Source organism: Pseudoalteromonas sp. BSi20495, from assembly GCF_000241185.1.
GTDB classification, from domain to species: Bacteria; Pseudomonadota; Gammaproteobacteria; order Enterobacterales; family Alteromonadaceae; genus Pseudoalteromonas; species Pseudoalteromonas fuliginea.
In genome coordinates, this window is record NZ_BADY01000085.1 from 1 (window position 1) to 24118 (window position 24118).

Here is a 24118-nt window from a genome sequence, read left to right on the forward strand (position 1 = left end):
GAGGCTGAAAAGCTGAAACCGAGCGTTTAGAGCAAGCACGTATTGAGGCTGAAAAGCTGAAAGCGATCGTTTAGAGCAAGCGCGTGTTGCAGCTGAACAAGCTGAAAGCGATCGTCTAGAACAAGCGCGTGTTGCAGCTGAAAAAGTTGAAACCGAGCGTTTAGAGCTGGCGCGTGTTGCAGCTGAAAAAGTTGAAAGCGATCGTCTAGAGCAAGCACGTGTTGCAGCTGAAAAAGCTGAAGCTGAACGTCTAGAACAAGAGAGTGTTGCGGCTGAAAAAGTTGAAAGTGAGCGTTTAGAGCAAGCGAGTATTGAGGCTGAAAAACTTAAAGCGGAGAAGGAAGATAAACCCAAAAAGAAGGTTTTTTTCTCGCCTTAAAAAAGGCTTATTAAAAACTCGCGTTAATATTGGATCTGGATTTGCGTCTATATTTAGCGGCAAAAAAATTGATGACGATTTATTTGAAGAGCTGGAAACCCAGCTATTAACTGCCGATTTGGGCGTTGATACAACCATGAAGTTAATCGATCGATTAACAGATGGGGCTAATCGTAAACAGTTAAAAGATGGCGATGCACTTTACGAGCTAATGAAACAAGAAATGGCCACTATGCTTAAAACTGCAGAGCAGCCTTTAGTGATACCAACTGATAAAAAACCATTTGTAATACTGATGGTGGGTGTGAATGGTGTAGGTAAAACCACGACTATTGGTAAACTGGCTAAGCAATTTCAAAACGAAGGTAAGTCGGTTATGTTGGCTGCTGGTGATACGTTTAGAGCGGCTGCTGTTGAGCAACTTCAAGTATGGGGTGAGCGCAATAGTATTCCTGTTATTGCACAACACACCGGCGCTGATAGTGCTTCAGTTGTTTTTGACGCATTTCAAGCCGCGAAAGCTCGTAAAGTGGATGTATTAATCGCCGATACAGCTGGGCGCTTGCAAAATAAAGATAATTTAATGCAAGAGCTTGAAAAAATAGCGCGTGTAATGAAAAAAATTGACCCTGATGCGCCGCATGAAGTGATGTTAACGATTGACGCAGGCACAGGGCAAAATGCGATTAGCCAAGTGAATTTGTTTAATCAGTGTGTAGGCTTAACTGGTATTACCCTTTCAAAACTTGATGGAACTGCAAAAGGTGGTGTTATTTTTGCGGTGGCTGATAAGTTTAATATTCCAATTCGTTATATTGGTGTTGGCGAAAGTATCGATGATTTACGTACTTTTAAGAGTGATGACTTTATTGATGCGTTATTTAGCCAAGATGAGGACGACGTTTAATTTACTAAGAGGGAGCTTGCTCCCTTTTTAATTGCGAGGAATACCAATTGCATTCGTGTTTATGATGAGGTTGGCATAATAAAAAATGATAAATTTTCAGCAAGTAAGTAAAACCTACCCAGGAGGGCATCGGGCCCTTGAAAAAGTTAATTTTCATATTAAGCCGGGCGAACTTGCATTTTTAACTGGTCACAGTGGTGCAGGTAAAAGTACGTTATTAAAGTTAATTAGCTTAATGGAGCGCCCATCTGCGGGTAACGTGTTTATCAACGGTGTTGATTTAAATAAGGTTAACTCGCGTCAAATTCCCTATGCCCGTCGTGACATTGGTATTATTTTTCAGAATCATCGCTTATTAGAGCGCCATACTGTATTTGATAATGTGGCATTGCCATTAATTATTGAGGGTACTCATCATAATCAAATTGCAAAGCGGGTTCATGGGGCGCTCGATAAAGTGGGCTTAATTGATAAAGTGAAGTGCCACCCGTCTATGCTTTCTGGCGGCGAACAACAGCGCGTAGGTATTGCTCGCGCGATAGTTAACTCACCACCAATTTTATTGGCCGATGAGCCTACAGGTAACCTTGACCCTGAACTTTCGATGGAAATTTTACGATTATTTGAAGATTTTAATAAACACGGTACAACCGTGCTTATTGCTACTCATGATTTGGGCTTGGTTGCGCGTATGAGATATAGAAGCTTAACTTTAAAAGACGGGCGAATGCTTCAAGACCCCTTAGCGCAGGAGGTTTTATGAGCTTACTATTTAAGGGGCGCCAAAATAAAAACGAAAAGCAAAAAAAATCTATATTAGCTGGCGGTTATTTTTTTATTATTAATATTTTTCGTCAAGGAATACACAGCCTTGGTGAAATGTGGCGTACGCCTTTAGCTTCGATGATGACAATTGCTGTACTAGGTTTGAGTTTAACGCTACCAGCAACACTTTATTTAGTGGTTAAAAATGTTCAACAAGTCAGTAGCGGGTTTGAAGAAGCAAGCGAAATATCTTTGTTTGTAAAAGAGACGATGAGCGAGCAACAAACACAAACTTTGGTGAAACGTTTAGCACTGTATCCCGAAGTTGAGAGCGTGGCATTTATTTCAAAGCAGCAAGCACTTACAGAGTTTAAAAGTGTCTCGGGGTTTGGGCAAGCATTAGAGTACTTAGATAGTAACCCACTTCCTGATGTTGTGTTGGTCACGCCAACTAAGCGTGATCGTCAGCCTAATGCAGCTAGAGCTCTTTTAACTAAGCTGGAAGCTGAGCGTGAGGTTGATTTTGGTAAGCTCGATATAGCATGGTTAGAGCGTTTAAATGCATTGTTGAGTTTGTTAAAAGAGAGTGTAATAACGATCACGCTACTGTTACTTACTTCAGTCACGCTTATTATTGGTAATACTATTCGTTTATCTATTATGGATAAAAAAGAAGAAATACAAGTAATGAAATTAGTTGGGGCTACTAATACATTTATTCATGCACCATTTTTATGGACGGGTATTTGGTATGGTGTTATCGGTGGGCTATTTGCCTTCATATCGGTTGCTTTAATGATGTGGTGGCTATCTTCTGCTGTTAGTAGTGTAGCGGGTGTTTACCAAACAAGTTTTTCGTTAATTGGTTTAACATTAAAAGAGTTTGGCCTGTTAGTTTTACTTGCAACAAGCTTGGGCTTTATTGGTTCGTATCTTTCTGTAAATCGATACATTAAAGAAATAGAACCCGACAAAGTATAATTCGAATCTATTAGTCGTTCGATGCTTATGTACCATATAAGTGAACTAACCCTGCTCGGTATGCGTATGCTATCGGGTTGGGTAGTACCTCCTTTATTAAAACTGTCATGTTTGTGTACTATTCTCCTCAAGGTAATAAGTTATAAATGAGGTGCTGCGATGAGGTGAACCTCTTGCATCCCTTTAATTCATCACTTATTCAGCCGCTTATAGTAGACTTAAATAACGCAAAAAAACCTCTTGATTTATGATTAAAAAAAGTTTTAAATTGGGGTTAGCACTCTTGGTTAAAGAGTGCTAAGATGGTTTCAAATGTTTATCACCGAGGTGAAAAATGAGTAAAGATTTATACGCAATGGCACTTACAGTCGGACAACAAAGCGCAAGCATGGACGGTTACCTTCAAGCGGTAAGCACTATTCCTATGCTTAAGGTTGAACAAGAACAAGAGCTTGCTAAAAGGCTTCAGGAAGAAGGCGATCTTAGTGCTGCCAAGCAACTCATTATGTCGCATTTACGCTTTGTAGCACATATTGCTAAAAGCTACTCGGGCTATGGTTTACCACAAGCAGACTTAATCCAAGAGGGCAATATAGGCCTGATGAAAGCGGTAAAGCGTTTCGACCCTACAGTGGGAGTTCGTTTAGTATCGTTTGCAGTTCATTGGATTAAAGCAGAAATTCATGAGTTTGTGCTTAAAAATTGGCGCATAGTTAAAGTTGCGACAACTAAAGCACAACGTAAATTGTTTTTTAATCTTCGCAAAAATAAAAAGCGTTTAGGTTGGTTTAACCAAGCAGAAGTTAGCACTGTTGCGAGCGAGTTAGGTGTGAGTGAAAAGGAAGTTCGTGAAATGGAATCGCGTATGAGCGGCCAAGACATGGGCTTCGACTTGACAGGTGACGACGATGATAACGCACCAACAAGTACTTACTCTCCAGTACAATATTTAACGGATGGTGCAGCTGATCTGGCTGACGACGTTGAACAACAACAGTGGAAAGAGCAGGCGCATACGCGTTTATTTAGCGCACTTAAAACACTTGATGAACGCTCGCAAGATATTGTTAGCGCACGTTGGTTGTCTGATGATAAGGCGACTCTTCAAGAGCTGGCACAAAAGTACAGTGTATCAGCCGAACGTGTTCGTCAGCTTGAAAAAACAGCGATGAAAAAGTTACAAAGCGCTATGAGCTAAACACAGCTCAAGCAGCAAAATTTAAAAAGCCCTGCATGAAAATGCGGGGCTTTTTTATTTACGGCCGTAAGCTTTCACCTGCCTAGTGCTAAAATTGATAACCGGCTCTACTTTAAATAAGTAACTGAGAATATCTATATATGTTTTTATGGCTGGTAAAATTATAATTAATGTAGTTAACGCGACAGCCCAAGGTTTACTAAACCACCATACTTTTGAAGTTTGAAAATAGTTGGATGGTGCTTTTAATTTTTCTCTTTCAGAAATCATGGTAGGTGAAATCTCTATAACTTCAGCAACAATAAATTTTATTAAATGAAAATTACGTAGCTTGTTAATTGAAGCTTCAGAGTAAAAGCTTTGGCTATGGAGTTTAATTGTTTGTATTTCTTTACCATGATTCAGAAAATAATCAGCAAGGAAAAAAATTAGTTATTTTTCATGTTTGCTATACATATAATTTCCTTATTAAAGTACATATCATCGAGCACTAACCCCTTTGCCCTCAGCCTGCGCCAACTGAATGTATTTACGCTCAACCAGCTGCGAAACCGGCACAAGTTCAAAGCCTTGATCTATTAACTGTGGTAACGCTTCACGTAAAAAATCAATAGTTTCAGGATAAGGGTGGGCGATAGCAATGGCAAAATTGTGATCGGTTGCTTGCTGTTTTAATTCATCAAACCTTAACTGCAATTGCTCGGGGGTGATAATGTTGTCTAAAAATACTTGGCGGCTAATATTAGCAACACCTAAAAAGTTTGCCGCATTTTGAGCTTGGCTTAAATCTGTGGTACGACTATCTAAAAAGTATAAATGGCGTTTTTTAAGCACTTCCATTGTCCATTTCATAGCTTGGCTTTGTTGTGTTAGTGCTGAGCCCATATGATTATTAACGCCCTTAACTTGTGGCAGACTAGCTAAGGCAGTGCCTAGAGTTTGCTGGAGCTGCTCTTTACTCATACTTAATGTAAGCGCGCCGGGGCCTAGTTTTTTCCCATTTAGCGCCTGCATGGGCACATGAAGTAATAGCTCTTTATTTGACTGACTCGCTAGCGAAGCAAAAGCTTGCGAATAGGGGGTGTGAGGCAAAATTGAATATGACAATTGCCCCGGTAAGGTTAAGAACTCTAAATCTCTTTGATGGTAGCCTATATCGTCAATTACGATTGCTATTTGCTTCGCTTTAACATCAAAAGAAACAAAGCAAGTGACTAATAAAAGCCACGTTATAATGCTTGCGTTAATATTTTTCAAATTTATAATTTTTATTATCTTATTAAGCTCAGTAAGTTGCTCTAAATAAAGCGAATGTTATTGCATACTGAGCAACTGTTTTGCTTTAACTAATTGTAAATCAGCCAAATTACTTGAAAGTAATTGCTGAGTACCTTTAGTCTGTTCGTTTTTTATTATAACGGCTTTATTGTTTTGTGAAAGGTTTGTTTGATTAATCGCCACATCGGGCGTTATTCCTACACCATCAATTGATTTACCTGAAGGCGTAAAGTATTTTGCTGTAGTCAGTTTTAAGGCTGTATTACCGTCACCTAATGGGATGAGAGATTGAACAGAGCCTTTACCGAATGACTGGCTTCCTACAATCTTTGCACGATTATTATCTTTTAAAGCAGCCGCTAAAATTTCAGCTGCTGAAGCCGAGTTTTCATTTATGAGTACCACAATTGGTGCACCTTTTAACACATCACCGTGCTTGGCGTAAAAGGCTTGATTTGCATCAAAAAAACGCCCCTTAGTGGTTACAATAGTGCCGCTTTGTAAAAACAGGTCTGATACTGCCACAGCACTTTTTAAGGTGCCACCAGGATTGTCGCGTAAATCGATGACCAGTCCTTTGAGTGGGTAACCATAGTGATTTTGCATGGCTGCAACTTGTATTGCTACCTCATGTAGTGTGTGATTGGAAAAGCTATTGATAGCTAAATAGCCAGTGCCGGTATCTAAAAGCTGACTGGTTACACTTTCTAAATCTATTTGGGTGCGGGTAACATCAAAAGGTATATGGGTTTTATTTGTATTACGTTGCACTGTTAAGTGAATGCTTGCAAACTTACTGTCCCTTATTAAAGCAGCTACTTGGTCAATTGTAAGTGTTGCAACAGTATGGTTATTAATACTAATTATAATATCGTTAGGTAAAATCCCTGCATTTTTGGCCGGAGAGTTATTAACAACATCGATAATAGTCATTTGCTCGTCAATATTTTTAACTTCAATACCAAGGCCTGTGTAACGACCGTTTGTGTTGTCAAATAACGCAGTGAGTTCATGCTCGTCGAGGTATTTAGAATAAGGATCGAGCTTTGAATATAAGCGTTCAAATTGATGATTGTTGTATTTTATATGCATGCTATTTTGTAATTCTAAGTCATCAACATAATAAGCATGAATATTAAATAAAATTTCGTCTATTTGTTGCCTCTTCAATTGTTTTACTGAGCTGGCAGAGGCGCTATTGATAAAGAAAATAAAGACAAGTAAACACAGGCTTAAAATGAAACCTGTGTTTTGTTTTTTTTCGTAGAATGTCGTTGGGGTTTTGTTTTTCATCAGCTGCTCCAGAGCGGTGCAGCGGTTTATTCAATTAAATACGTCTGCACCATTTTACAGGATTTACTGCGCGTCCTTTGTGGCGTATTTCAAAGTATAGACCAGAACTTGCTTGTCCGCCGCTTTGGCCAACTAAAGCTAAAGTTTCACCTTCTCTAACCATATCGCCAACATCTCTGAGGAGTGTCTGTGCATGGCCGTATAAACTCATAAAGCCTTCACCATGATCAACAACGATCACCCAGCCATAACCTTTTAGCCAATCGGCAAATACAACTTGGCCATTGTGCACGCTATTAACATTCACGCCTTCTTTTGCACCAATTAACACGCCTTTCCAATCAATACCGCCATGCTTACGCTGGCCAAAGGTGTGCTCTAACTTACCTCTGGTCGGCCAATTTAGTTTACCCTTACTTTTATTTAGGCCGAGTAATTCGATCTTTTGCGTTTTCTCTTTTTCAAGCTCTTCAATGGTTGTAATTAAAGTTTGTTGGTTTTCTTTAAGGTAATTAATAGAGCTTTTGGTACTTGTGAGCTGAGCTTGTAAGTTTTTAAGATTTGCTTGGCGTTCACTTTGAGCGTTAAGCAAAGCAGTTTGACGCCTTTTTTGCTCGTCATGTAAAGCGATTAACCTTTGTTTTGTTTTAGCCAGCTCTATCTGATTAGAAGCTATTTCCTCTTGAAGGGCTTTTAGGTCTTCAATTTGCTCTATCCTGGCTTTATTTAAGTAATTGTAATAACTGAGAGTGCGCTCAAATTTTGCTGTGTCTTCTTGGTTCAAAATCATTTTAGAGTAGTCATCGCCGCCAGCCATATAGGCACTTTTTAATTGCGCGGCTAAAATGCGCTGAAATAGGGCGTGTTTTTGATCAAGTTGTTCTGCTTTTTGTTGTTGCAGTTTTTGCTGCTGTTGGTTTTTTTTAACCGATTGCTCAGCCATATTAAGCGCTTTAGCATTTTTTGCTATGTTGAGCTCATGACTTTTGAGATTTTTTTGTAGTTTTGCTATTTTTTTTCGTTGTTCATTATATTGCGCTTGATTTTGTTCAAGCGCGTTTTGTACTTCGGATAAATCTTTTTTAGTGCGGTCTTCGTTAGCGACTGCAGGTGCAGCCGCTAACGAAGTAAGTATTAAGCCGCACTTAATTAACCGGTTAATACGTTTATTCATTTTATTTCAACATCATGATAGGCGTACCAGTCATTTCTCTTGGTTGCTCCATACCCATTAAGTGAAGCATTGTTGGGGCTACATCACTTAAGGCTTTACCTTGCATTGGCTCTGCATCGCGACCAACATAAATAAAATGCACCGGTTCGCTAGTGTGGGCGGTATGTGCTTGGCCTGTTTTGAGATCAGCCATTTGCTCAGCATTACCATGGTCAGCTGTTATTAACGCTTCACCACCAAACTCTTCTAGCGCATCAATAACACGTCCAATGCAGCTATCTACAGCTTCACAGGCTTTAACAGCAGCCTCAAATACACCAGAATGACCAACCATATCGCCGTTAGGGTAGTTGCAAATAATAGCATCGTATTTACCGCTTTTTATTGCAGCTACCAGCTTGTCGGTTAACATTTCTGAATTCATTTCTGGTTGTAAATCGTACGTTGCTACTTGCGGCGAAGGAATTAGTTCGCGTGTTTCGCCTTCAAATTCACTTTCGCGCCCGCCACTAAAGAAAAACGTAACGTGTGCGTACTTTTCGGTTTCAGAAATACGTAGTTGAGTTTTACCATTTTTTTCAAACCATTCACCTAAAACATTAACTAAAGGCGTAGGACCAAATGCCACTGGTGCGTTAATGTCGGCTGCGTATTCTGTCATCATTACAAAAGCACTAAGTTCAGGCGTTCTTTTTTTAGTAAACCCATCAAAATCAGGTTCAACAAATGCACGTGTAATTTCGCGGGCTCTATCTGCTCTAAAATTAGCAAATATAATAGTATCACCATCATTTATTGTTGCTGGTGTCGCGCCTGCAGGGGTAATTGTGGTGGCAGCTACAAATTCGTCGTTTTCGTCGCGCTCATATGCAGCTTCAAGTGCTATTACGCCGTTATCGTAATTAAAATCGCCCTCGGCAAGAGTCATTACGTTATAGGCTTTCTCTACACGATTCCAGCGATTATCTCGGTCCATGGCGTAGTAGCGACCAATTAATGAAGCCAAACGACCGCATTTAAGCTCGCTAAATAATGCTTCAATACGTTCAATAGACGCTTTAGCGCTACGTGGTGGTGTGTCACGGCCATCTAAAAAGGCGTGAAAATAGACTTCTTTAGCACCACGTTTAGCAGCAAGTTCAATACTTGCAACGATATGATCTTCGTGGCTGTGCACACCGCCGGGGCTCAATAGGCCCATAATATGAACGGCTTTACCTGCTTTCACAGCTTTATCTATATTTTCAACAAGTGCAGGTGTTGAATCAAATTCGCCATCATTAATGGCTTTGGTGATACGAGTAAAGTCTTGATAAACTACTCGTCCAGCCCCTAAGTTTACATGGCCAACTTCAGAGTTGCCCATTTGCCCATCAGGAAGACCAACATCAAAGCCCGAAGCTGAAATTAATGTATGAGGGCGTGTAGCCCATAAGTTGTCTAGTACTGGCGTGTTTGCCGCCAAAATAGCATTACTTTGCTCATCTTCGCGATACCCCCAACCGTCTAAAATCATTAATACCAGTGGTTTTTTATGTTCTGTCATAGTCACTCCTGAAAGTTAGCACCTGTTTGGCTTTAGCATACCGTGTTTTGTAACTAGGGTCAGCATGCAAAGCCGCATATTAATTTTTTTCACTCTGCTGAGAAACGTAAACACACACTTAGATAAGGTATATATGGGGCGTTTTATGTACTTTTAAACAACGTCTAAACTCGCATTTTAAGTTGGTTTGGGTATACTTGCGTGGCTAAAGTCTAAAATATCTAAAACACTACGTTTTAGGATGTAATTTATAGTGGAAGTCGAATGGATCAATATATTGAATTTATCACCAATCACCCAATTTTAAGCCTTGCTTGGGTGGGTATTGTATTTCTTATTGTTAGTGGCTGGATAAAAAGTAAGTTTTCAGCTGTTCGTCAAATAAATCCTCAACAGCTTACGTTACTTATTAACCGTGATGACGGTCAAGTAATCGATATACGTGCGCAAAAAGAGTTTAATACAGGGCGTATTTCTGGTGCTGAGCACTTAAGCCCAGAGAATGCGAAAAAATCTGACTTTTCAAGCCTTGAAAAGTACAAGACTAAACCCATTATAGTTGTATGTACTACAGGTATGACTGCCCAAGGTACTGCAGCCGCTATGAGTAAAGCTGGTTTTGAACGAGTTTACTTATTAGCCGGTGGCATGGGTGCGTGGCAATCTGCTAGCTTACCAACTACAACAGGTCGCTAATCAGTTTAGCTAGGCCGATAGAGGATTTATTATGAGTAATGTTGTTTTATACACCAAGGCGTATTGTCCATTTTGTCAGCGTGCTCTTTCGCTTTTAAACAGCAAAGGCGTTGAATACACAAATTATGATATTGGTGTACAGCCTGAGCTACGCGATGAAATGATTGCCAAAGCAGGTGGTGCAAGCACAGTACCGCAAATTTTTATTAATGATGAACATATCGGTGGCTGCGACGACATGATGGCTATTGAAGCGCAAGGTAAACTTGACGCTAAGCTAAACGCTTAATTTAATTATAATAACGAACAAGTTAGGAATAACAATGAACGAAGAAACTCAAAACGTAGCAGCTGCAGAAGCCGGCGCACAATTTACTATTCAGCGTATTTACACTAAAGATGTGTCGTTTGAAACACCAAACTCTCCGGCTATTTTTCAAAAAGAATGGACGCCAGAAGTTAAGTTAGATTTAGATACACGTTCTAATAAGTTAGATGAGGGTGTATTTGAAGTTGTTTTGGCATTAACAGTAACTGCTTCGCTTGGTGAAGAAACTGCGTTTTTATGTGAAATTCAACAAGCGGGTATTTTTACTATTGCTGATGTTGAAGAAGTGCAACTTGCACATATGCTAGGTGCATTTTGCCCTAACGTGTTATTTCCATATGCACGTGAAGCTGTATCAAACCTTGTTAACCGTGGTACATTCCCACAGCTTAATCTTGCGCCAGTAAATTTTGATGCGTTATTTGCACAGTACATGCAACAACGTACTGCGCCTGCTGACCAGGTTACAGCAGACGCATAACTCATGAATACAGCAACTACAGCTGTTACTGTATTAGGGGCGGGGTCTTACGGCACCGCCCTTGCTATTTGTTTAGCCCGAAATGGTCACAACGTGACACTTTGGGGGAGAAATAGCGACGACGTTGCCACGCTTGCAGCTGAGCGGAAAAATCAACGTTACTTACCAGATGCCCCTTTTCCAGATACTCTTACTCTTGAAGCCAACTTACAACGTGCCGTTGCTAGCAGCGCTATTGTACTTGTTGTTGTGCCAAGCCATGCTTTTGGCGATACACTTCAGCAAATTAAACCAGCATTACAAAAAGGCGCGAAAGTAGCATGGGCTACCAAAGGGCTTGAGCCTAATACTGGACGCTTGTTACAAGAAGTTGCACTGCAAGAATTGGGAGATGATATTCCACTTGCGGTACTTTCGGGTCCTACATTTGCAAAAGAAATGGCGATGGGTTCACCTACGGCTATTTCTGTGTCTTCTACGTCGCCTGAATTTGCCCAGCAGCTTGCGGATTTACTTCATTGTGGTCGCTCATTCCGAGTGTATAACAATGATGACTTTATTGGCATTCAACTTGGTGGTGCGGTTAAAAATGTAATTGCAATTGGTGCCGGTATTTCGGATGGCGTAGGCTTTGGTGCAAATGCACGTACAGCGCTCATAACGAGAGGACTTGCCGAACTTACTCGTCTAGGTTGTGCTCTTGGCGCAAAGCCAGAAACCTTTATGGGAATGGCTGGCCTTGGTGATTTAATACTAACCTGTACAGATAACCAATCACGTAATCGTCGATTTGGTTTAGCGCTGGGTAAAGGCGAAAGTGTAGATGCTGCTATTAAGTCAATTGGCCAAGTTGTTGAAGGCTTTAGAAATACTAAAGAAGTGTATTTGTTAGCGCAGCGCACTGGTGTGGAAATGCCAATTACTGAACAAATTTATAAAGTTCTTTATGAAAATAAAGACATGAAAGATGCAGCTATGGCGCTATTAGGCCGAGAGCAAAAGTCGGAATAAAAAATAAGCCTTTTAGCTAATATCTGAAAGGCTTATTTTCTTTACGTTTTAAAAACAGTTACTGATTTTTTCAGTTTAAGAGCGAGTGTTTTCATATCTTCTGAATATGTTTGAACTTGTTCAATTTTCCCCATGCTGTTTTGACCAGCACTGACAACTTCATTGATATTTTTACTTAGATCTTCAGCAACAGTGCTCTGCTCTGATACAGCACTAGAGATGTGACTCGACATATGTGTAATAGATTCTATTACTTCAGATATATTTTCTATTAATTCACTGGCTGCATTTGCAGCACTCATGCTTTCTTGACTCATACTTTTACTTAAGCCCATAACATTAACAGCAGATTGTGAGCCTTGTTGTAATTTGTTAATTGTTTCATGAATTTCAGCTGTACTCGTTTGTGTTCTACTTGCTAAAGAGCGTACTTCATCAGCAACAACAGCAAATCCACGGCCTTGCTCACCAGCTCTGGCTGCTTCAATAGCGGCATTTAATGCTAGCAAATTGGTTTGTTCAGCTATCGCTTGAATAACATCCAGCATAGATACAATATCTTGCACGCTATTTTCAAGACTAGCAATTACCGTTGATGCTTCATCTAATTGTCCCACCAAGTTCTCTATTGAATTTATAGAGCTTAGGAATGCATCATGAACTTTTTTTGCATCTATATTTGCTGTTTCGGCGGAGCTTAGCGTTAATTTGGCATTATTTTCAATTTCTACCGCAGACGATGCCATTTGCGTAATTGCAGTTGCTATCTGGTCTGTTTCTGATTGTTGTTCTGTTAAATAGTGAACACCTTCGCAGCTAACATTAGAAATACTCCCAGCAACGTTAAAGGAATCCTCTACTGATAGTTTCACACCGTTAATAAGCTCAGCAATTTTGTGTTCAAATTGGTTGAATGAAGCCGCGAGTTGGCCTATTTCGTCGTTGCGACGAACAATTATCTCTTGTGTTAAATCACCATCGCCATTGGCAATGGTTGCCATTTTTTCAGCCACTTCAGATAATGGTTGAGCAACTAATTTTTTGAAAATATAGATTAAAACTCCAGCTAAAATAGTGACGAGTAGTAATATTTCTATAACCGAAAAAATAGCCAGTTCAAGTAGCACAGCCTCAATATGACTAAACTCAATATAAAGATTAATTTTGCCTACTTTATTTTGCGTTCCTGCATCATCGTAGAATAACTCAGTTTGTGTCATTGATGGTGTTTCTGCACCATCTGTTTCAACGAATACCTCTCCATTCGTATCGTATACTACTATTTTGGATATATTTTGGGATGCAACTTCGGCATTTATTAGCTTTTTGGCTAATTCATCTTGGAAGTTCCACATCGCATTGGGTAGTGACAGTCCAATACGCTCTTTTGCAAGATTGATTTCAGTATCAAGCTTTAGCTTTAATTGATTGCTTTGTGCGGTGTAATCATAAACACCAAAGCAAAGTAAAACAAAAACCATAGCGCTTAATGTAGTAATAACCAGCCTAAATAGAATTGAACGAGTCAAAATATCTCCTTACTTAATCGGAACTCTGGTTAAAGTTGTTGATAACGTTTTGAACGATAGTTCATTTATTTTTCTGTCCAGGTATTTTAGGAGAGCAAAGCGAATTTACGCGTTAATAGCTGGCTCGTTGCAACTAAATTCAACGAGGTTAATGTTGAAAATAGTTGCTTGGGATATATTTACTATTCAAAGTCCAAATTACTTAAGATAATTTGCCATAATGGTGTTTACATCTATTTTTGTAAGCCCCTGATTATAGATTTTCTGCCATTTTTGCCCTTCAGTATCATTTCTAAAGGCAATGTATAGTTTTTTATCTTCTAATAATGTTGTGTTCATTGCTACCTTATTTTTTAGTGCTGATAGCGATTTATCGGTATCCAGTAAGTACTTAAGTACGTTTGCGTCTATTACTGCAGCATCAATTCGCCCCGCAGCTACTTTTTTAATATTTAATACATCAGAAGGAGCTGCGTCTCCTTTAATTGTGCCAGAGGCAATCATGTCATCAAGTTCTTTTGTATTAACATAGTCTTGTACAACACCAATACGTTTACCTTTAAGGTCTCCCACCGATGAATAGGCAATTGGTTTAGCGTTATTTTGTAGCAGCCCCAGAGGTCCAGTCCCTGTTGCATCAGAAAAAACAAAATCCGATGTTTCATGCATATATTCTGGAAAGTAGCCGACATACTTAGAATTTGCTTGTGAAGCAGAGTTAACGGCACGTGACCAAGGATAAAAATCTACGATAAGCTCATGTCCTTCGGCCTTAAATGCTGCTTTTGCGACTGCGACTGATGCTCCTTGTTGTTCTAATGATTTATCTGAATAAGGAGGCCAAGCCAAGGATGTTAAATAAACTGTTTCAGCAGCTATAAAATTAGAAAAAGTAAGTAAAAGAAAGAATAATGTGGTTTTCATTTATAAACCCTTAGAAGTTAAATGTTCTTGAAACGGTTGCTAGTAAAGTTGCATCACCGTACGTTTCTAAATCTGTGTCTTCATAACCAGCAGTAAAATTCCACTCATTCCAAGTATAGTTTGCAGTTATACGCCAATGCATATAATTATCATCACCAGGCTCCCATTCCCACTTGTCATCGTCGAAACTCATAGAGTAATCGGCGCCTATATCAATTGAAAAAACGTCATTAATCGGAACGTTGTGCGTCAGCATAATGATGCTATGCCCAGCCCCTGTAGCAAAGTAATCCCATGCGTACCAAAAGTTAAGGTTCGTGTTGCCATAATTGAATTTGGCGTAAGTTTCAGCGTAGTTATAATCGGAGCTAAAATCTTCACCATGGTAAGTATATTGCGCAATACCAATATCTAGATTAATCGAGTCTGTTAAGCTTGTGTAATAGCCAATGTAGCCATCGGCTTCTATATCAGTGCCTTCACCAAAGTCGACATTAGAGCCCCAAATTCCGGCATACAACCCCGAGTTTCCGGCCCAATCAAAACTTGCTTGTAAAGCCGGGTCTTCTTGAGTTTGACTTACACCATTGAATAAGTAATCAGATGCTAAGGTAACTGTCGCTGATGTAGCAGCAATACTCGATGTAGAGCATAAAATAAGTGAGCAAAGAAATATTTTTTTCATAGAGTTTCAATGTAATTAAATAATTGTATGACATTGAGCTTAGTTCAATAATTATGATTATGAGAACTATATAGTAAAAAATGAATGTTAATTTGATACAGGATAGTCTTTACTTTGGGGCGGTTTAAATGAGATGCATACAGATAACCTGAATTCCGGTTAAGGGATTTACTAATATATTGAACAATAATGATATTTTAATTTATTTTTCTCTAGCAAGGGATTTGCAGTGAAAGCAAGGTGAATTTACACGCCAATAATGGGCCTATTGTAAGTAAATTCAGGTTAGATAATACGCAGCCGAAGATAGGTTGTTGCTTTTATTCCTGGGCTGTAATTTTGTAGTCCAACATTTTAAGTTTGTATGTATTTTCTGATAACTGCATACATTAGCTAATAGTGTAGCCAAGGGCTTTGATTTAGAGCTCATTTAAACTAAGAGCCATATCTTGGCTTACAATATTAGTAAGTGCATTAGTTATTGTGCGTTAGGGAAACCCAATTGACGCCAAGATTCATAAACAAATACAGCCACGGCGTTTGACAAGTTCATACTACGACTATTAGCTTGCATAGGAATACGAACACGTTGTTCATTTGGTAGGGCTTGGATCATATCATCAGGAAGGCCACGGGTTTCTGGGCCAAATACAAGGCAATCGCCAGCTTCGTAACTTGCTTGATGATGAAACTGGCTACCTTTAGTAGTACATGCATATACTTTTTTAGGCTTACATTTTTCTAGGTATGCCTCAAATGAAGCGTGACGTTGAACATGGCTGAATTCATGGTAATCAAGGCCCGCACGTTTTACACGTTTATCATCCCATTCAAAACCCAAGGGCTCAATTAAATGCAGTGAATAGCCTGTGTTTGCGCACAGACGAATAATATTACCAGTGTTAGGAGGAATTTCAGGTTGGTATAAAACGATATCCAGCATAATAAGCCTTTTAAATGATCAGTAGTTTAACGATTTTCAGTATACACGAAACCTTTTAAAAAAATGATATACTCACTGTATTGAATACACCTATTAACGGATAAAAACGTGCACAACCGCAGTTACGAATTTTGGGTTAAAACTTCTAGTATTGTTACCATGATAATGGTTAGTTTAATGATTACTGCAAAAACGTGGGCGTGGCTTGCATCGGGTTCAGCATCAATGCTTGGCTCACTAACCGATTCGTTAATGGATATAACGGCTACTGCAATGAGCTTTTTAGTTTTAGGTTATGCGCTGCGCCCAGCTGATGATGATCACCGATTTGGTCACGGCAAAGCTGAAGCTATAGCAGGGCTTGGGCAAGCCGCTTTTATTGCAGGTTCAGGCTGTTTACTGGCATTTCATGGTATTGAGCGATTATTTAACCCAATACAGCTCAGTCATTCTTTATTAGGCGTGTGGGTTAGCATTTTTGCTATTGCGTGTACCTTGGTTATTGTATTTGTACAAAATAAAGTGATTAAGTACACCGATTCAATCGCAATAAAAGCTGATTCAGTACATTACAAAGGCGACTTGATTTTAAATGCCGCCGTGTTGCTTGCTATTTTATTAGCATACTATGGCGTATTGTATGCCGATCCTGTTTTTGCTATTGGGGTAGCGGGTTACTTACTTTATAACAGTTGGGAAATAGCCAGAGATAGTGCCGATCACTTAATGGATAAAGAGCTGCCAGATGACGAAAAGCAAAGCATATTTGAAATAGCTAAAGCACATGCTGATGTACATGGCGTACATGGCATTCGTACTCGCCAAGGCGGTAAGATAAAATTTATTCAAATGCATTTAGAGCTTGATGACAATTTAAGTTTGATTCGTGCGCATAACGTGGCTGATGAAGTAGAAGTATTGATAACCAAAGAGTTTGAATCTGAGGTCGATATTCTGATCCACCTCGATCCATTGTCGGTGCTTAACTTAAACTCGGATTAAGCGATTTTTAGCATATTGATTTGTAATGCCAACCTGTATAAATCTTTGAGCAATTTAACGAATTAAATTGCACTATTACAATAAAATTTAACACAATTAGCTATTAAATCGTCACAGATTCACAAAACTGATATAAGCTTTTAAGCAGTGGTTGGCGTATTTCATCGCGCTCAAAAAATAGTTCGTGTTTAGCGTCGGCAAAGCTCTCAAGTATTGTATTTTCGTGCCTGTTTGCCAGTTTATATTGCGCACTGTTATCAACTATTTCATCATTTTGAGCACTGGCAATATAAAGTGGAATATTAACCGTTAATTTATTCACGGATGAAATAAATGCAAAAGTAGTGTGTAGCCAACCATAAGTCACACCACCAAGTTGTAATTTAGGCTCTTGTTTATAGGCTTTCCTAAATAGTTCGTAACGTATTGGGCTACTAGTTAAGGTATTTATAGCAAACTCATCAGGCGTATAATCTGTTTGCCCGAGCGCATAGCTGTATTGAAAGCCAAGTAATGTTGCAGTACTTGCGACTAATTTAGCTAAAGGTTTTGGTGTGCCTTTGGTGTAAATGTCGAGCATTGGCGCAGATAAAAACGCGCCACTAAAAGCGTGTTCAAAATGTGCAAGATAATCAAATGCAATAGCCCCCCCCATTGAGTGACTGACTAATACCTTTTTACCTTGCCAATAATTATCTACAACTTCTTTATTAAATAAATGAAGGTCGGCGGCATAATCTTCAAAGCGCTTTACGTAGCCTTTGTGCTTGTTTTTTAAATGCCTGTAAGAACGACCTTGGCCTTGATGATCAATTATAAACACCGCATAATTATTATTATAAAGTTCCCATAGTAACTCTTTATATTTTTCTAAGCCCTCTATACGACCTGAGCTAATAACAATCGCAATGTGTGGATTTTTTGGGATAGCGTAAGCGTAAAAAAGTTGTCCATAAGGTGTATTTAAATAAGATTTTGTCAGTGTATTATCATAAAAGTTACTAATGGCCGGTTGGTTACTTTTAAGCTCGTTCTCACTACTATAAAACATTGTTTACTCTTTAATTATTGGCAACGTTATATTTGCACATAAGCCGCCTTGTTCTTTATTCGATAATACTAAGTTGCCACCATGTGCAGTAATTGCATTCTTGGCAATTGCCAAGCCTAACCCCGTACCGCCGCTAACTCGGTCTCGCGCATCTGACTGTCTAAAAAATGGTTCACAGAGCTTATTAAGTTGGTTATTAGGGACTCCAGGTCCATCATCACATATTTCTATATAAATGGCATCAGTATGCTTTAGAGTAATGCTAATAGTGCTATTGGCGTATTTAATCGCATTGCGTAGTAAATTTTCAAGTGCGCTGGCAATTAGTGTTTCATCACAGTTAACACTAATGTCTGCACTTCCCATAATCTGTAATTGCTTGTTGTTTTGTTTTGCTTCAAATTGTGCGTCGTTAAGCACATGGTCAATTATAATTTGCAATGATTGTTGTTGAAGTGAAAGTGCCTGACTTTTCGCCTCTAAACGAGACACTTGCAGTACATCAGCAATCATTTTGTCTAGTTGATTCGCTTCTTTTTCTATGCGCAGTAAATAGGACTGACTCGCTTCATTTGCTTGCATTTGAGCAAGGCCCGTTGCCATTTTTAAGCGGGTAAGAGGTGAGCGTAACTCATGTGATATATCTGCAAGTAAGCGTTTTTGCGAGCTAATTAATTGCTCTAATTGATTAGCCATGCTGTTAAAATCACGACCGAGTATACCGAGTTCATCTTTTCTGCTTACTGAAATGGCCGCTCGAGCACTTAAATCACCACCAGATAATTTAACAGCTGCTTTTTTTAGGCTATTTATAGGGGCAATTAAGTTACGACTAAATAAAAAGCTTAAAATTAGAGATGCGATGATGGCGATAGAAACTTTCATCCATCCAGGCATAAGCTTTAAGCGAAGGAACAAAGGTGGCTGATGATTTATGTCTATTTCATACAAGTAAAAGTTGCCCGAGGGTACTGTAATTTGAATAGGGCCAAATGCTTGATACTTTTCAGTAAAAATAATTTGCGGTGACATTGTCTTAGTAAAATTAAGTAGGCTCAAATCAACGTCATTCGGGACTTCTTTATTTGTTAATGAGTCTTCTTGTTGCTCAGCACTTAAATATAATAACTTACGTTTAGATAAGCGTGGGTGAGACAACATATCACTCAGTGTCCGCTTATGTTTTACAACAGAGCGTTCTATACTTTTGGCTGTATAGAGTAAGTTTTTTTCCATCGGACCGTGTAATGGCTCGTTACTAACGGCGTTGATTGCCGTAATGTTGCTTAAGAAAACCAGTGCTGTAATCGTGCCTATTATAGTTAGCCAAAACCATATAAATATTTTAAAGAATAAGTAATGCCCAGGATGTTTAAGCCAAGACAAAGAGCCTACTTTATTCTCCTTGGATAAAGACATAACCTGTTCCTCGCATTGTTTTGATTCGCTCGCCTGAAATATGCTCAGCTATTTTTTTACGGATATTGCTTACATGCATATCAATAGAGCGATCGAAGGAAGCTAAGCGACGGCCAAGTACCTCTTCACTTATGAGTTCTTTACTGACTACTTCGCCTGCATTTTTGCTTAAAAGGGCTAGTATTTCGTATTCGGTGCCTGTTAATGTAAGTGCATGATCATTAACAGATGCTTCTCGAGCGGCTAAATTAACAGTGATCCCATTAACCTGTAACTTATTACTGGTAGTAATGTTAAAGCTATTAATATGTTCTATACGGCGTGTAATCGCTTTAACACGCGCAAGTAACTCACGGTGGTTAAATGGTTTAGGGATATAGTCGTCTGCGCCAAGTTCTAATCCGAAAATACGATCGAAATCTTCCCCTTTTGCTGTAAGCATGATTACCGGCGTTAATTTTGTTTGTCTAAGTTGCTTGAGTACTTCAAAGCCATCTAGAGTTGGTAGCATCACATCAAGTAGTATTAACGCATAATCGTTTACTTGCGCGAGCTTAAGACCTTGTTCACCGTCATGTACGCTTTGTATTTCAAAACCTTGGGCAGTTAAATATTCACTTAATAGCTCACAAAGGCCGGTATCGTCGTCAATCATTAATAGTTTCATTTACAAACCCTTAGAGTTGCTTATGGCGTTATTTTACCCACTAAATTGTGCAAAAGTGAATCTTTACACAACCTTTACACTGCTTTGCGTTACTTTGCATTGAGTTAGGTATAGTTAACTTAGTTGATTAAGCAGTCGCAACCACACAAATTGAACCAATAGTTAAACCAAATAATTAAGGTAATGATTATGACTAAATTAAATACACTTTCTAAATTAGTACTTGTTTTTGGCCTGGCAACAGCAACACTTGGTGCCGGTAGTGTTATGGCTAAAGCTGACGGGCATAAACAAGGTCATTCTCAAGCTCGTTTTTTACTTTCTGAGCGCGGCGTTGAAAAATTAAGCCTAACAGATGAGCAGCAAACTAAGCTAAAAGCTATTTTTGCAGCGCAAAAAACACAAATGAAAGCATTACGTAGCGACGATAAAGAAGCTCGTAAAGCGATGCGTGAAGCGCATAAAGCAAAAATGGATGCGTTACTTTCGGCTGCAACATTTGATGAAAATGCAGCTAAAGAGTTATTAAATGAACGCCATGAAAAGGGTGAACAATTTGGTTTAATTAAACTAAAAACGCAGCACCAAGTAATGCAAGTACTTAACGCTGAGCAAAAAGAGAAATTTGCTAAAATGCAAAAGCGTATGAATAAAAAGCACCGTAAACAAAAAAGTTAATTTTACTTTTTTGTAAATACTAAAAAACCAGCGTAATGCTGGTTTTTGCTTTTATACCAATTCGCTTAATTAAGTGATCTATTTTGAGGGAAGAAAATCGTGTCGATAACAAGGCAAAAATTTCGTTATTTAGTTGTTCTATATCAGAAATTTTTAACGTAGTTAACGTCTGATTTAACCCCTCAAATTGATTAAGTATTATTGCGGATTGGTATTAGGGCATTATGGAGATAAATTATTTAAAAAAGTCATCTTCATTTTTGGCCATCATAGCTTCAATATCTTCAATCATATCTTGGCTAAACTCTTGTGCTGATGTAATTGGCGCTGAAATTTTATTATTTTCAAACGACCACTCACCAAGATCAATTAGTTGGCAGCGTTTAGAACAAAAAGGCCGATGTGGGCTCTGTTCTGACCACTCAACTTTAGCTTTACAGGTTGGGCAGTTTACAATAGTAGGCATAATTTACTCTCTACAATCTTTTTTTGCATTTTACATTACTTAGATATGAGTCTCTAGGTATAAGTAAGGCTCTGAATTTAGTGTTCAGAACCTTGTCGCTTTTACTATGGACCTTTAAAAACTTGTTACTCGATTAATTTCAGCAAGAGAGGTCATTCCATCAGCCGCTTTACGAAGACCTGATAATCGCAAGTTATTAAATCCTGCTTTAAGTGATACTTCTGCTATTTCTAATGAATTACCGCCACGCATTATAATTTGTGCTATCTCTGGTGTTATTTGCATTACTTCATAAATACCGACACGACCTTTATAACCATCAGTGCAACTATCACATCCTTTTGGTGCATAGAGGGTCATTTCACTAATTTGTTGCTCGCTAAAACCTTGGCGGGTAAGTTCTTCGTTTGGTAATATTTCCGGTGTTTTACATTTAGGGCATAAACGTCGAGCCAAGCGCTGGGCTATAATCAAACTAATTGAACTTGCTACGTTATAAGCTGGTACGCCCATATTTAATAACCGAGTTATCGTTTCAGGTGCTGAATTAGTATGCAGAGTTGATAGTACTAAGTGACCTGTTTGCGCCGCTTTTATTGATATTTCAGCTGTTTCGAGGTCACGTATTTCACCTACCATGACGACATCAGGATCTTGGCGTAAAAATGCACGTAATGCATTTGCAAAGGTCATATCGGCTTTAATATTAATTTGCACTTGGTTTATACCTTCGAGATTAATTTCGACAGGATCTTCTGCGGTACTAATATTACGCTCTGGTTGATTAAGTATATTTAAACCAGTGTAAAGTGATACTGTTTTACCCGAGCCCGTTGGTCCTGTAACTAAAATCATCCCTTGAGGCTGAGCAAGCGCATCCATATAGAGTTTTTTCTGCTCCGGCTCGTAGCCTAATACATCAATACCTAGCATTGCGCTTGATGAATCAAGAATACGCATTACTATTTTTTCCCCCCACAGGGTCGGCATTGTACTTACACGAAAATCGATACTTTTACGTTCAGTAATTTTTAGCTTTATACGACCATCTTGTGGTTTACGTTTTTCGGCAATATCTAGGCGTGACATTACTTTTATTCGTGCAGAAAGTTTTGTTGCTAAGGTATTAGGTGGGCTGGCTACCTCATGTAAAATACCATCAATACGAAAACGGATGCGATACTTATGCTCATAAGGTTCAAAGTGTAAATCAGAGGCCCCTTTTTTAATGGCATCCATTAGGATTTTATTGATGTAAACAATGATAGGTGCATCATCTTTTTCATCATCTTTTGGGGTGGCTTCTTTAGTGTTTTCACTATCTAAGTCAGCAAATTCTTTAAATTCGTCATCACTTAAATTTAAGCTACCAGTTGCATCAAGCAATTGGTCAATTTTTTTATCAAGTTCAATGTAGTCAACTACTACTATTTCACAGGATAAGCCGGTACTAAATTCATAGTTTTCAAACGCACCATAATCGGTCGGATCAGACGCGGCTATGTATACTTTTCTACCTTTTTGCACCAAGGGTAAAATATGGTGTTTACGGATCAACTTTTCTTTTACAAGTTCTGCTGGGATCCTTGCAGGTTCAAAGTCTTTTAAATCGAAATAAGGTACGCGAAATAAATCAATACATTGCTCAGCTAAGTCTTTGCTATCGATGTTTCCACATTTGGCAATAAGCTCGGCGGTTGAGGCAAAATCTCGTTGTTTTACTTTAACGGTATCTGCATCAATACGGCCAAGGGTAATAAATTTTCTTAGTAACGGTGAGTTAATATTCATTGCGCACCTGCTTAATTCGTTAATGATTAGCAATTTATCAGAAAAAACAAGGAGATTATATTACTCTTCATCAGATGGACTAGTTTTGCTAACTAAATATTGTTTTATTAATTATCTTATTGTTTTAAATTACTTAACCTGAACTCTGATTAAGGGATTTACTAACATATTGAACCATAATAATATTTAAATTTAGTTTTCTCTAGCTAGATATTTCAACGCAGTTAGCGCTGAAAGTAACAGCTTAAGATAGATTTATTATCCAGAGTTCGGGTTATCTAACTCGCATTTTTTAATGCTAATTGCATATAACGAGTATGTAGAGACCGAAGTGATAATTTGACTAACGCTAAATCCCTATCATTATTTAAAATATCATCTGCTTTTTTACGTTTATTTTCACGAGACATTTGTGTTGCAATAATACTATTTACTTGTTCAAGGCTCACATTATCACGCTTAAGTGTGCGCTCGACTTGGACATTTTTAGGCACGTCAATGAGTAGGGTTCGGTTACAGTACTTATCGAGACCATTTTCAAATAATAACGGGGCAACTAAAACCACGTAAGCACTATTAGCGGCATTTAAATCAGCGACTATTTTTTTGCGAATAAGAGGATGCAGCAAGTTATTTAGCCATTGTTTATCAGCATCGTTAGTAAAAATGCGCTCTCGTAAGGCGCTTCTGTTTAGCGTGTCATCGCTAAGTAATAACGTATTGCCAAAGTGCGTTATTATTGCATTTAAACCGCAGCTCTTGGGCTCAACTACTTGGCGAGCAATAATATCCGCATCAACAATGGTTATATCAAGTTTCTCAAACATGTCACTAACTGCTGTTTTTCCGCAGCCAATACCACCTGTTAAACCCAAAACCCAATTGTTTTTTTTATTGCTAGAGAGTTTAATTGTTTGCTCACTCAT

At 38.7% G+C, this 24118-nt stretch carries 23 protein-coding genes and 1 pseudogene; 10 read left to right on the forward strand and 14 right to left on the reverse strand.

The features are described 5' to 3' along the window. Positions 1 to 8 precede the first annotated feature (8 nt). The 4 genes and pseudogenes from ftsY to rpoH all read left to right on the forward strand — a co-directional run. Positions 9 to 1286, forward strand: a pseudogene (ftsY, locus tag P20495_RS21620) (signal recognition particle-docking protein FtsY); the annotation flags it as partial. An 85-nt stretch (positions 1287 to 1371) separates the two neighbouring features. Continuing rightward, the gene (ftsE, locus tag P20495_RS08440; RefSeq protein WP_007376030.1) at positions 1372 to 2049 is read left to right on the forward strand and encodes a cell division ATP-binding protein FtsE; all 678 of its coding nucleotides are present in this window, start codon (positions 1372 to 1374) and stop codon (positions 2047 to 2049) included. Continuing rightward, the gene (ftsX, locus tag P20495_RS08435; RefSeq protein WP_007376031.1) at positions 2046 to 3032 is read left to right on the forward strand and encodes a permease-like cell division protein FtsX; all 987 of its coding nucleotides are present in this window, start codon (positions 2046 to 2048) and stop codon (positions 3030 to 3032) included. Before ftsE ends, ftsX begins: the two co-directional genes overlap by 4 nt. Positions 3033 to 3366: 334 nt before the next feature. Next, complete coding sequence (rpoH, locus tag P20495_RS08430) at positions 3367 to 4230, forward strand: RNA polymerase sigma factor RpoH (protein WP_007376032.1); 864 nt, start codon at positions 3367 to 3369, stop codon at positions 4228 to 4230. Positions 4231 to 4710: 480 nt separating this feature from the next. Here rpoH and P20495_RS08420 read toward each other — a convergent pair whose 3' ends face one another. From P20495_RS08420 to gpmM, 4 genes are all read right to left on the reverse strand, one after another. Then, positions 4711 to 5478 (reverse strand): divergent polysaccharide deacetylase family protein, encoded by a 768-nt coding sequence (locus P20495_RS08420; RefSeq protein WP_373462520.1) that lies wholly within the window; start codon positions 5476 to 5478, stop codon positions 4711 to 4713. Positions 5479 to 5544: 66 nt separating this feature from the next. Further along, the gene (locus P20495_RS08415) at positions 5545 to 6801 is read right to left on the reverse strand and encodes a S41 family peptidase (protein WP_007376034.1); all 1257 of its coding nucleotides are present in this window, start codon (positions 6799 to 6801) and stop codon (positions 5545 to 5547) included. A 34-nt stretch (positions 6802 to 6835) separates the two neighbouring features. Beyond that, positions 6836 to 7975, reverse strand: a complete 1140-nt coding sequence (locus P20495_RS08410; protein ID WP_008136785.1) for a murein hydrolase activator EnvC — start codon at positions 7973 to 7975, stop codon at positions 6836 to 6838. 1 nt (position 7976) lies between these two features. Further along, positions 7977 to 9521, reverse strand: coding sequence for a 2,3-bisphosphoglycerate-independent phosphoglycerate mutase (gene gpmM / locus P20495_RS08405; protein WP_008136787.1), 1545 nt, complete (start codon positions 9519 to 9521; stop codon positions 7977 to 7979). A 264-nt stretch (positions 9522 to 9785) separates the two neighbouring features. Between gpmM and P20495_RS08400 the strand changes: the two genes are divergently transcribed. The 4 genes from P20495_RS08400 to gpsA are packed head-to-tail and all read left to right on the forward strand — an operon-like array spanning position 9786 to position 12037. Continuing rightward, the gene (locus P20495_RS08400; protein ID WP_008136789.1) at positions 9786 to 10217 is read left to right on the forward strand and encodes a rhodanese-like domain-containing protein; all 432 of its coding nucleotides are present in this window, start codon (positions 9786 to 9788) and stop codon (positions 10215 to 10217) included. 31 nt (positions 10218 to 10248) lie between these two features. Further along, complete coding sequence (gene grxC / locus P20495_RS08395) at positions 10249 to 10506, forward strand: glutaredoxin 3 (protein WP_002957783.1); 258 nt, start codon at positions 10249 to 10251, stop codon at positions 10504 to 10506. 34 nt (positions 10507 to 10540) lie between these two features. Further along, positions 10541 to 11026, forward strand: coding sequence for a protein-export chaperone SecB (secB, locus tag P20495_RS08390; RefSeq protein ID WP_007376038.1), 486 nt, complete (start codon positions 10541 to 10543; stop codon positions 11024 to 11026). A gap of 3 nt (positions 11027 to 11029) precedes the next feature. Continuing rightward, entirely contained in the window at positions 11030 to 12037 is a 1008-nt protein-coding gene (gene gpsA / locus P20495_RS08385; protein WP_007376039.1) for an NAD(P)H-dependent glycerol-3-phosphate dehydrogenase, read from the forward strand. Positions 12038 to 12078: 41 nt separating this feature from the next. On the opposite strand, the gene P20495_RS08380 is transcribed toward gpsA, so the two are convergent. The 4 genes from P20495_RS08380 to trmL all read right to left on the reverse strand — a co-directional run bounded on the left by P20495_RS08380 (position 12079) and on the right by trmL (position 16118). Next, positions 12079 to 13566 carry a methyl-accepting chemotaxis protein gene (locus P20495_RS08380; protein ID WP_008136791.1) on the reverse strand — a complete coding sequence of 496 codons (1488 nt, stop codon included), beginning with the start codon at positions 13564 to 13566 and terminating at the stop codon, positions 12079 to 12081. 198 nt (positions 13567 to 13764) lie between these two features. Beyond that, positions 13765 to 14490, reverse strand: a complete 726-nt coding sequence (locus tag P20495_RS08375; RefSeq protein ID WP_007376041.1) for an ABC transporter substrate-binding protein — start codon at positions 14488 to 14490, stop codon at positions 13765 to 13767. Positions 14491 to 14500: 10 nt separating this feature from the next. Beyond that, positions 14501 to 15175 (reverse strand): TorF family putative porin, encoded by a 675-nt coding sequence (locus P20495_RS08370; protein WP_008136793.1) that lies wholly within the window; start codon positions 15173 to 15175, stop codon positions 14501 to 14503. A 478-nt stretch (positions 15176 to 15653) separates the two neighbouring features. Continuing rightward, positions 15654 to 16118 (reverse strand): tRNA (uridine(34)/cytosine(34)/5-carboxymethylaminomethyluridine(34)-2'-O)-methyltransferase TrmL, encoded by a 465-nt coding sequence (gene trmL / locus P20495_RS08365; protein ID WP_007376043.1) that lies wholly within the window; start codon positions 16116 to 16118, stop codon positions 15654 to 15656. Between the two features lie 159 nt (positions 16119 to 16277). On the opposite strand from trmL, the gene P20495_RS08360 reads away from it, so the two are divergent. Next, the gene (locus P20495_RS08360) at positions 16278 to 17120 is read left to right on the forward strand and encodes a cation diffusion facilitator family transporter (RefSeq protein ID WP_081824583.1); all 843 of its coding nucleotides are present in this window, start codon (positions 16278 to 16280) and stop codon (positions 17118 to 17120) included. A 103-nt stretch (positions 17121 to 17223) separates the two neighbouring features. Here the strand turns inward: P20495_RS08360 and P20495_RS08355 are convergent, their stop codons facing one another. From P20495_RS08355 to P20495_RS08345, 3 genes are read right to left on the reverse strand one after another with little or no spacing between them, the layout of a single operon-like run. Next, the gene (locus P20495_RS08355) at positions 17224 to 18171 is read right to left on the reverse strand and encodes an alpha/beta fold hydrolase (RefSeq protein WP_008136796.1); all 948 of its coding nucleotides are present in this window, start codon (positions 18169 to 18171) and stop codon (positions 17224 to 17226) included. Positions 18172 to 18174: 3 nt separating this feature from the next. Beyond that, positions 18175 to 19590: an ATP-binding protein gene (locus P20495_RS08350; RefSeq protein WP_007376046.1), complete on the reverse strand. Its 1416-nt coding sequence runs from the start codon at positions 19588 to 19590 to the stop codon at positions 18175 to 18177. Beyond that, positions 19568 to 20257 carry a response regulator gene (locus tag P20495_RS08345; RefSeq protein WP_008136799.1) on the reverse strand — a complete coding sequence of 230 codons (690 nt, stop codon included), beginning with the start codon at positions 20255 to 20257 and terminating at the stop codon, positions 19568 to 19570. The genes P20495_RS08350 and P20495_RS08345 overlap by 23 nt, the downstream gene beginning before the upstream one ends. A 189-nt stretch (positions 20258 to 20446) precedes the next feature. Between P20495_RS08345 and P20495_RS08340 the strand changes: the two genes are divergently transcribed. Then, positions 20447 to 20935, forward strand: a complete 489-nt coding sequence (locus P20495_RS08340; protein WP_008136801.1) for a periplasmic heavy metal sensor — start codon at positions 20447 to 20449, stop codon at positions 20933 to 20935. 235 nt (positions 20936 to 21170) lie between these two features. Here the strand turns inward: P20495_RS08340 and yacG are convergent, their stop codons facing one another. The 3 genes from yacG to coaE all read right to left on the reverse strand — a co-directional run bounded on the left by yacG (position 21171) and on the right by coaE (position 24118). Next, on the reverse strand, positions 21171 to 21401 hold the full coding sequence (gene yacG, locus P20495_RS08335) for a DNA gyrase inhibitor YacG (protein ID WP_007376049.1): 231 nt from the start codon (positions 21399 to 21401) through the stop codon (positions 21171 to 21173). Between the two features lie 114 nt (positions 21402 to 21515). Further along, positions 21516 to 23192 (reverse strand): type IV-A pilus assembly ATPase PilB, encoded by a 1677-nt coding sequence (gene pilB, locus P20495_RS08330; RefSeq protein ID WP_008136802.1) that lies wholly within the window; start codon positions 23190 to 23192, stop codon positions 21516 to 21518. Between the two features lie 278 nt (positions 23193 to 23470). Beyond that, positions 23471 to 24118, reverse strand: coding sequence for a dephospho-CoA kinase (gene coaE, locus P20495_RS08325; RefSeq protein WP_008136803.1), 648 nt, complete (start codon positions 24116 to 24118; stop codon positions 23471 to 23473).

What these genes read in the sequence shown, in the direction of transcription:
- coaE (WP_008136803.1), bottom strand. Translation starts at nt 24,118, where the DNA reads ATGAGTGAGCAAACAATTAAACTCTCTAGCAATAAAAAAAACAATTGG.
- P20495_RS08410 (WP_008136785.1), bottom strand. Translation starts at nt 7,975, where the DNA reads ATGAATAAACGTATTAACCGGTTAATTAAGTGCGGCTTAATACTTACT.
- ftsX (WP_007376031.1), top strand. Translation starts at nt 2,046, where the DNA reads ATGAGCTTACTATTTAAGGGGCGCCAAAATAAAAACGAAAAGCAAAAA.
- P20495_RS08400 (WP_008136789.1), top strand. Translation starts at nt 9,786, where the DNA reads ATGGATCAATATATTGAATTTATCACCAATCACCCAATTTTAAGCCTT.
- P20495_RS08355 (WP_008136796.1), bottom strand. Translation starts at nt 18,171, where the DNA reads ATGTTTTATAGTAGTGAGAACGAGCTTAAAAGTAACCAACCGGCCATT.
- yacG (WP_007376049.1), bottom strand. Translation starts at nt 21,401, where the DNA reads ATGCCTACTATTGTAAACTGCCCAACCTGTAAAGCTAAAGTTGAGTGG.
- secB (WP_007376038.1), top strand. Translation starts at nt 10,541, where the DNA reads ATGAACGAAGAAACTCAAAACGTAGCAGCTGCAGAAGCCGGCGCACAA.
- P20495_RS08375 (WP_007376041.1), bottom strand. Translation starts at nt 14,490, where the DNA reads ATGAAAACCACATTATTCTTTCTTTTACTTACTTTTTCTAATTTTATA.
- gpmM (WP_008136787.1), bottom strand. Translation starts at nt 9,521, where the DNA reads ATGACAGAACATAAAAAACCACTGGTATTAATGATTTTAGACGGTTGG.
- pilB (WP_008136802.1), bottom strand. Translation starts at nt 23,192, where the DNA reads ATGAATATTAACTCACCGTTACTAAGAAAATTTATTACCCTTGGCCGT.
- P20495_RS08350 (WP_007376046.1), bottom strand. Translation starts at nt 19,590, where the DNA reads ATGTCTTTATCCAAGGAGAATAAAGTAGGCTCTTTGTCTTGGCTTAAA.
- gpsA (WP_007376039.1), top strand. Translation starts at nt 11,030, where the DNA reads ATGAATACAGCAACTACAGCTGTTACTGTATTAGGGGCGGGGTCTTAC.
- trmL (WP_007376043.1), bottom strand. Translation starts at nt 16,118, where the DNA reads ATGCTGGATATCGTTTTATACCAACCTGAAATTCCTCCTAACACTGGT.
- P20495_RS08415 (WP_007376034.1), bottom strand. Translation starts at nt 6,801, where the DNA reads ATGAAAAACAAAACCCCAACGACATTCTACGAAAAAAAACAAAACACA.
- P20495_RS08360 (WP_081824583.1), top strand. Translation starts at nt 16,278, where the DNA reads ATGATAATGGTTAGTTTAATGATTACTGCAAAAACGTGGGCGTGGCTT.
- grxC (WP_002957783.1), top strand. Translation starts at nt 10,249, where the DNA reads ATGAGTAATGTTGTTTTATACACCAAGGCGTATTGTCCATTTTGTCAG.
- P20495_RS08340 (WP_008136801.1), top strand. Translation starts at nt 20,447, where the DNA reads ATGACTAAATTAAATACACTTTCTAAATTAGTACTTGTTTTTGGCCTG.
- P20495_RS08345 (WP_008136799.1), bottom strand. Translation starts at nt 20,257, where the DNA reads ATGAAACTATTAATGATTGACGACGATACCGGCCTTTGTGAGCTATTA.
- P20495_RS08370 (WP_008136793.1), bottom strand. Translation starts at nt 15,175, where the DNA reads ATGAAAAAAATATTTCTTTGCTCACTTATTTTATGCTCTACATCGAGT.
- ftsE (WP_007376030.1), top strand. Translation starts at nt 1,372, where the DNA reads ATGATAAATTTTCAGCAAGTAAGTAAAACCTACCCAGGAGGGCATCGG.
- rpoH (WP_007376032.1), top strand. Translation starts at nt 3,367, where the DNA reads ATGAGTAAAGATTTATACGCAATGGCACTTACAGTCGGACAACAAAGC.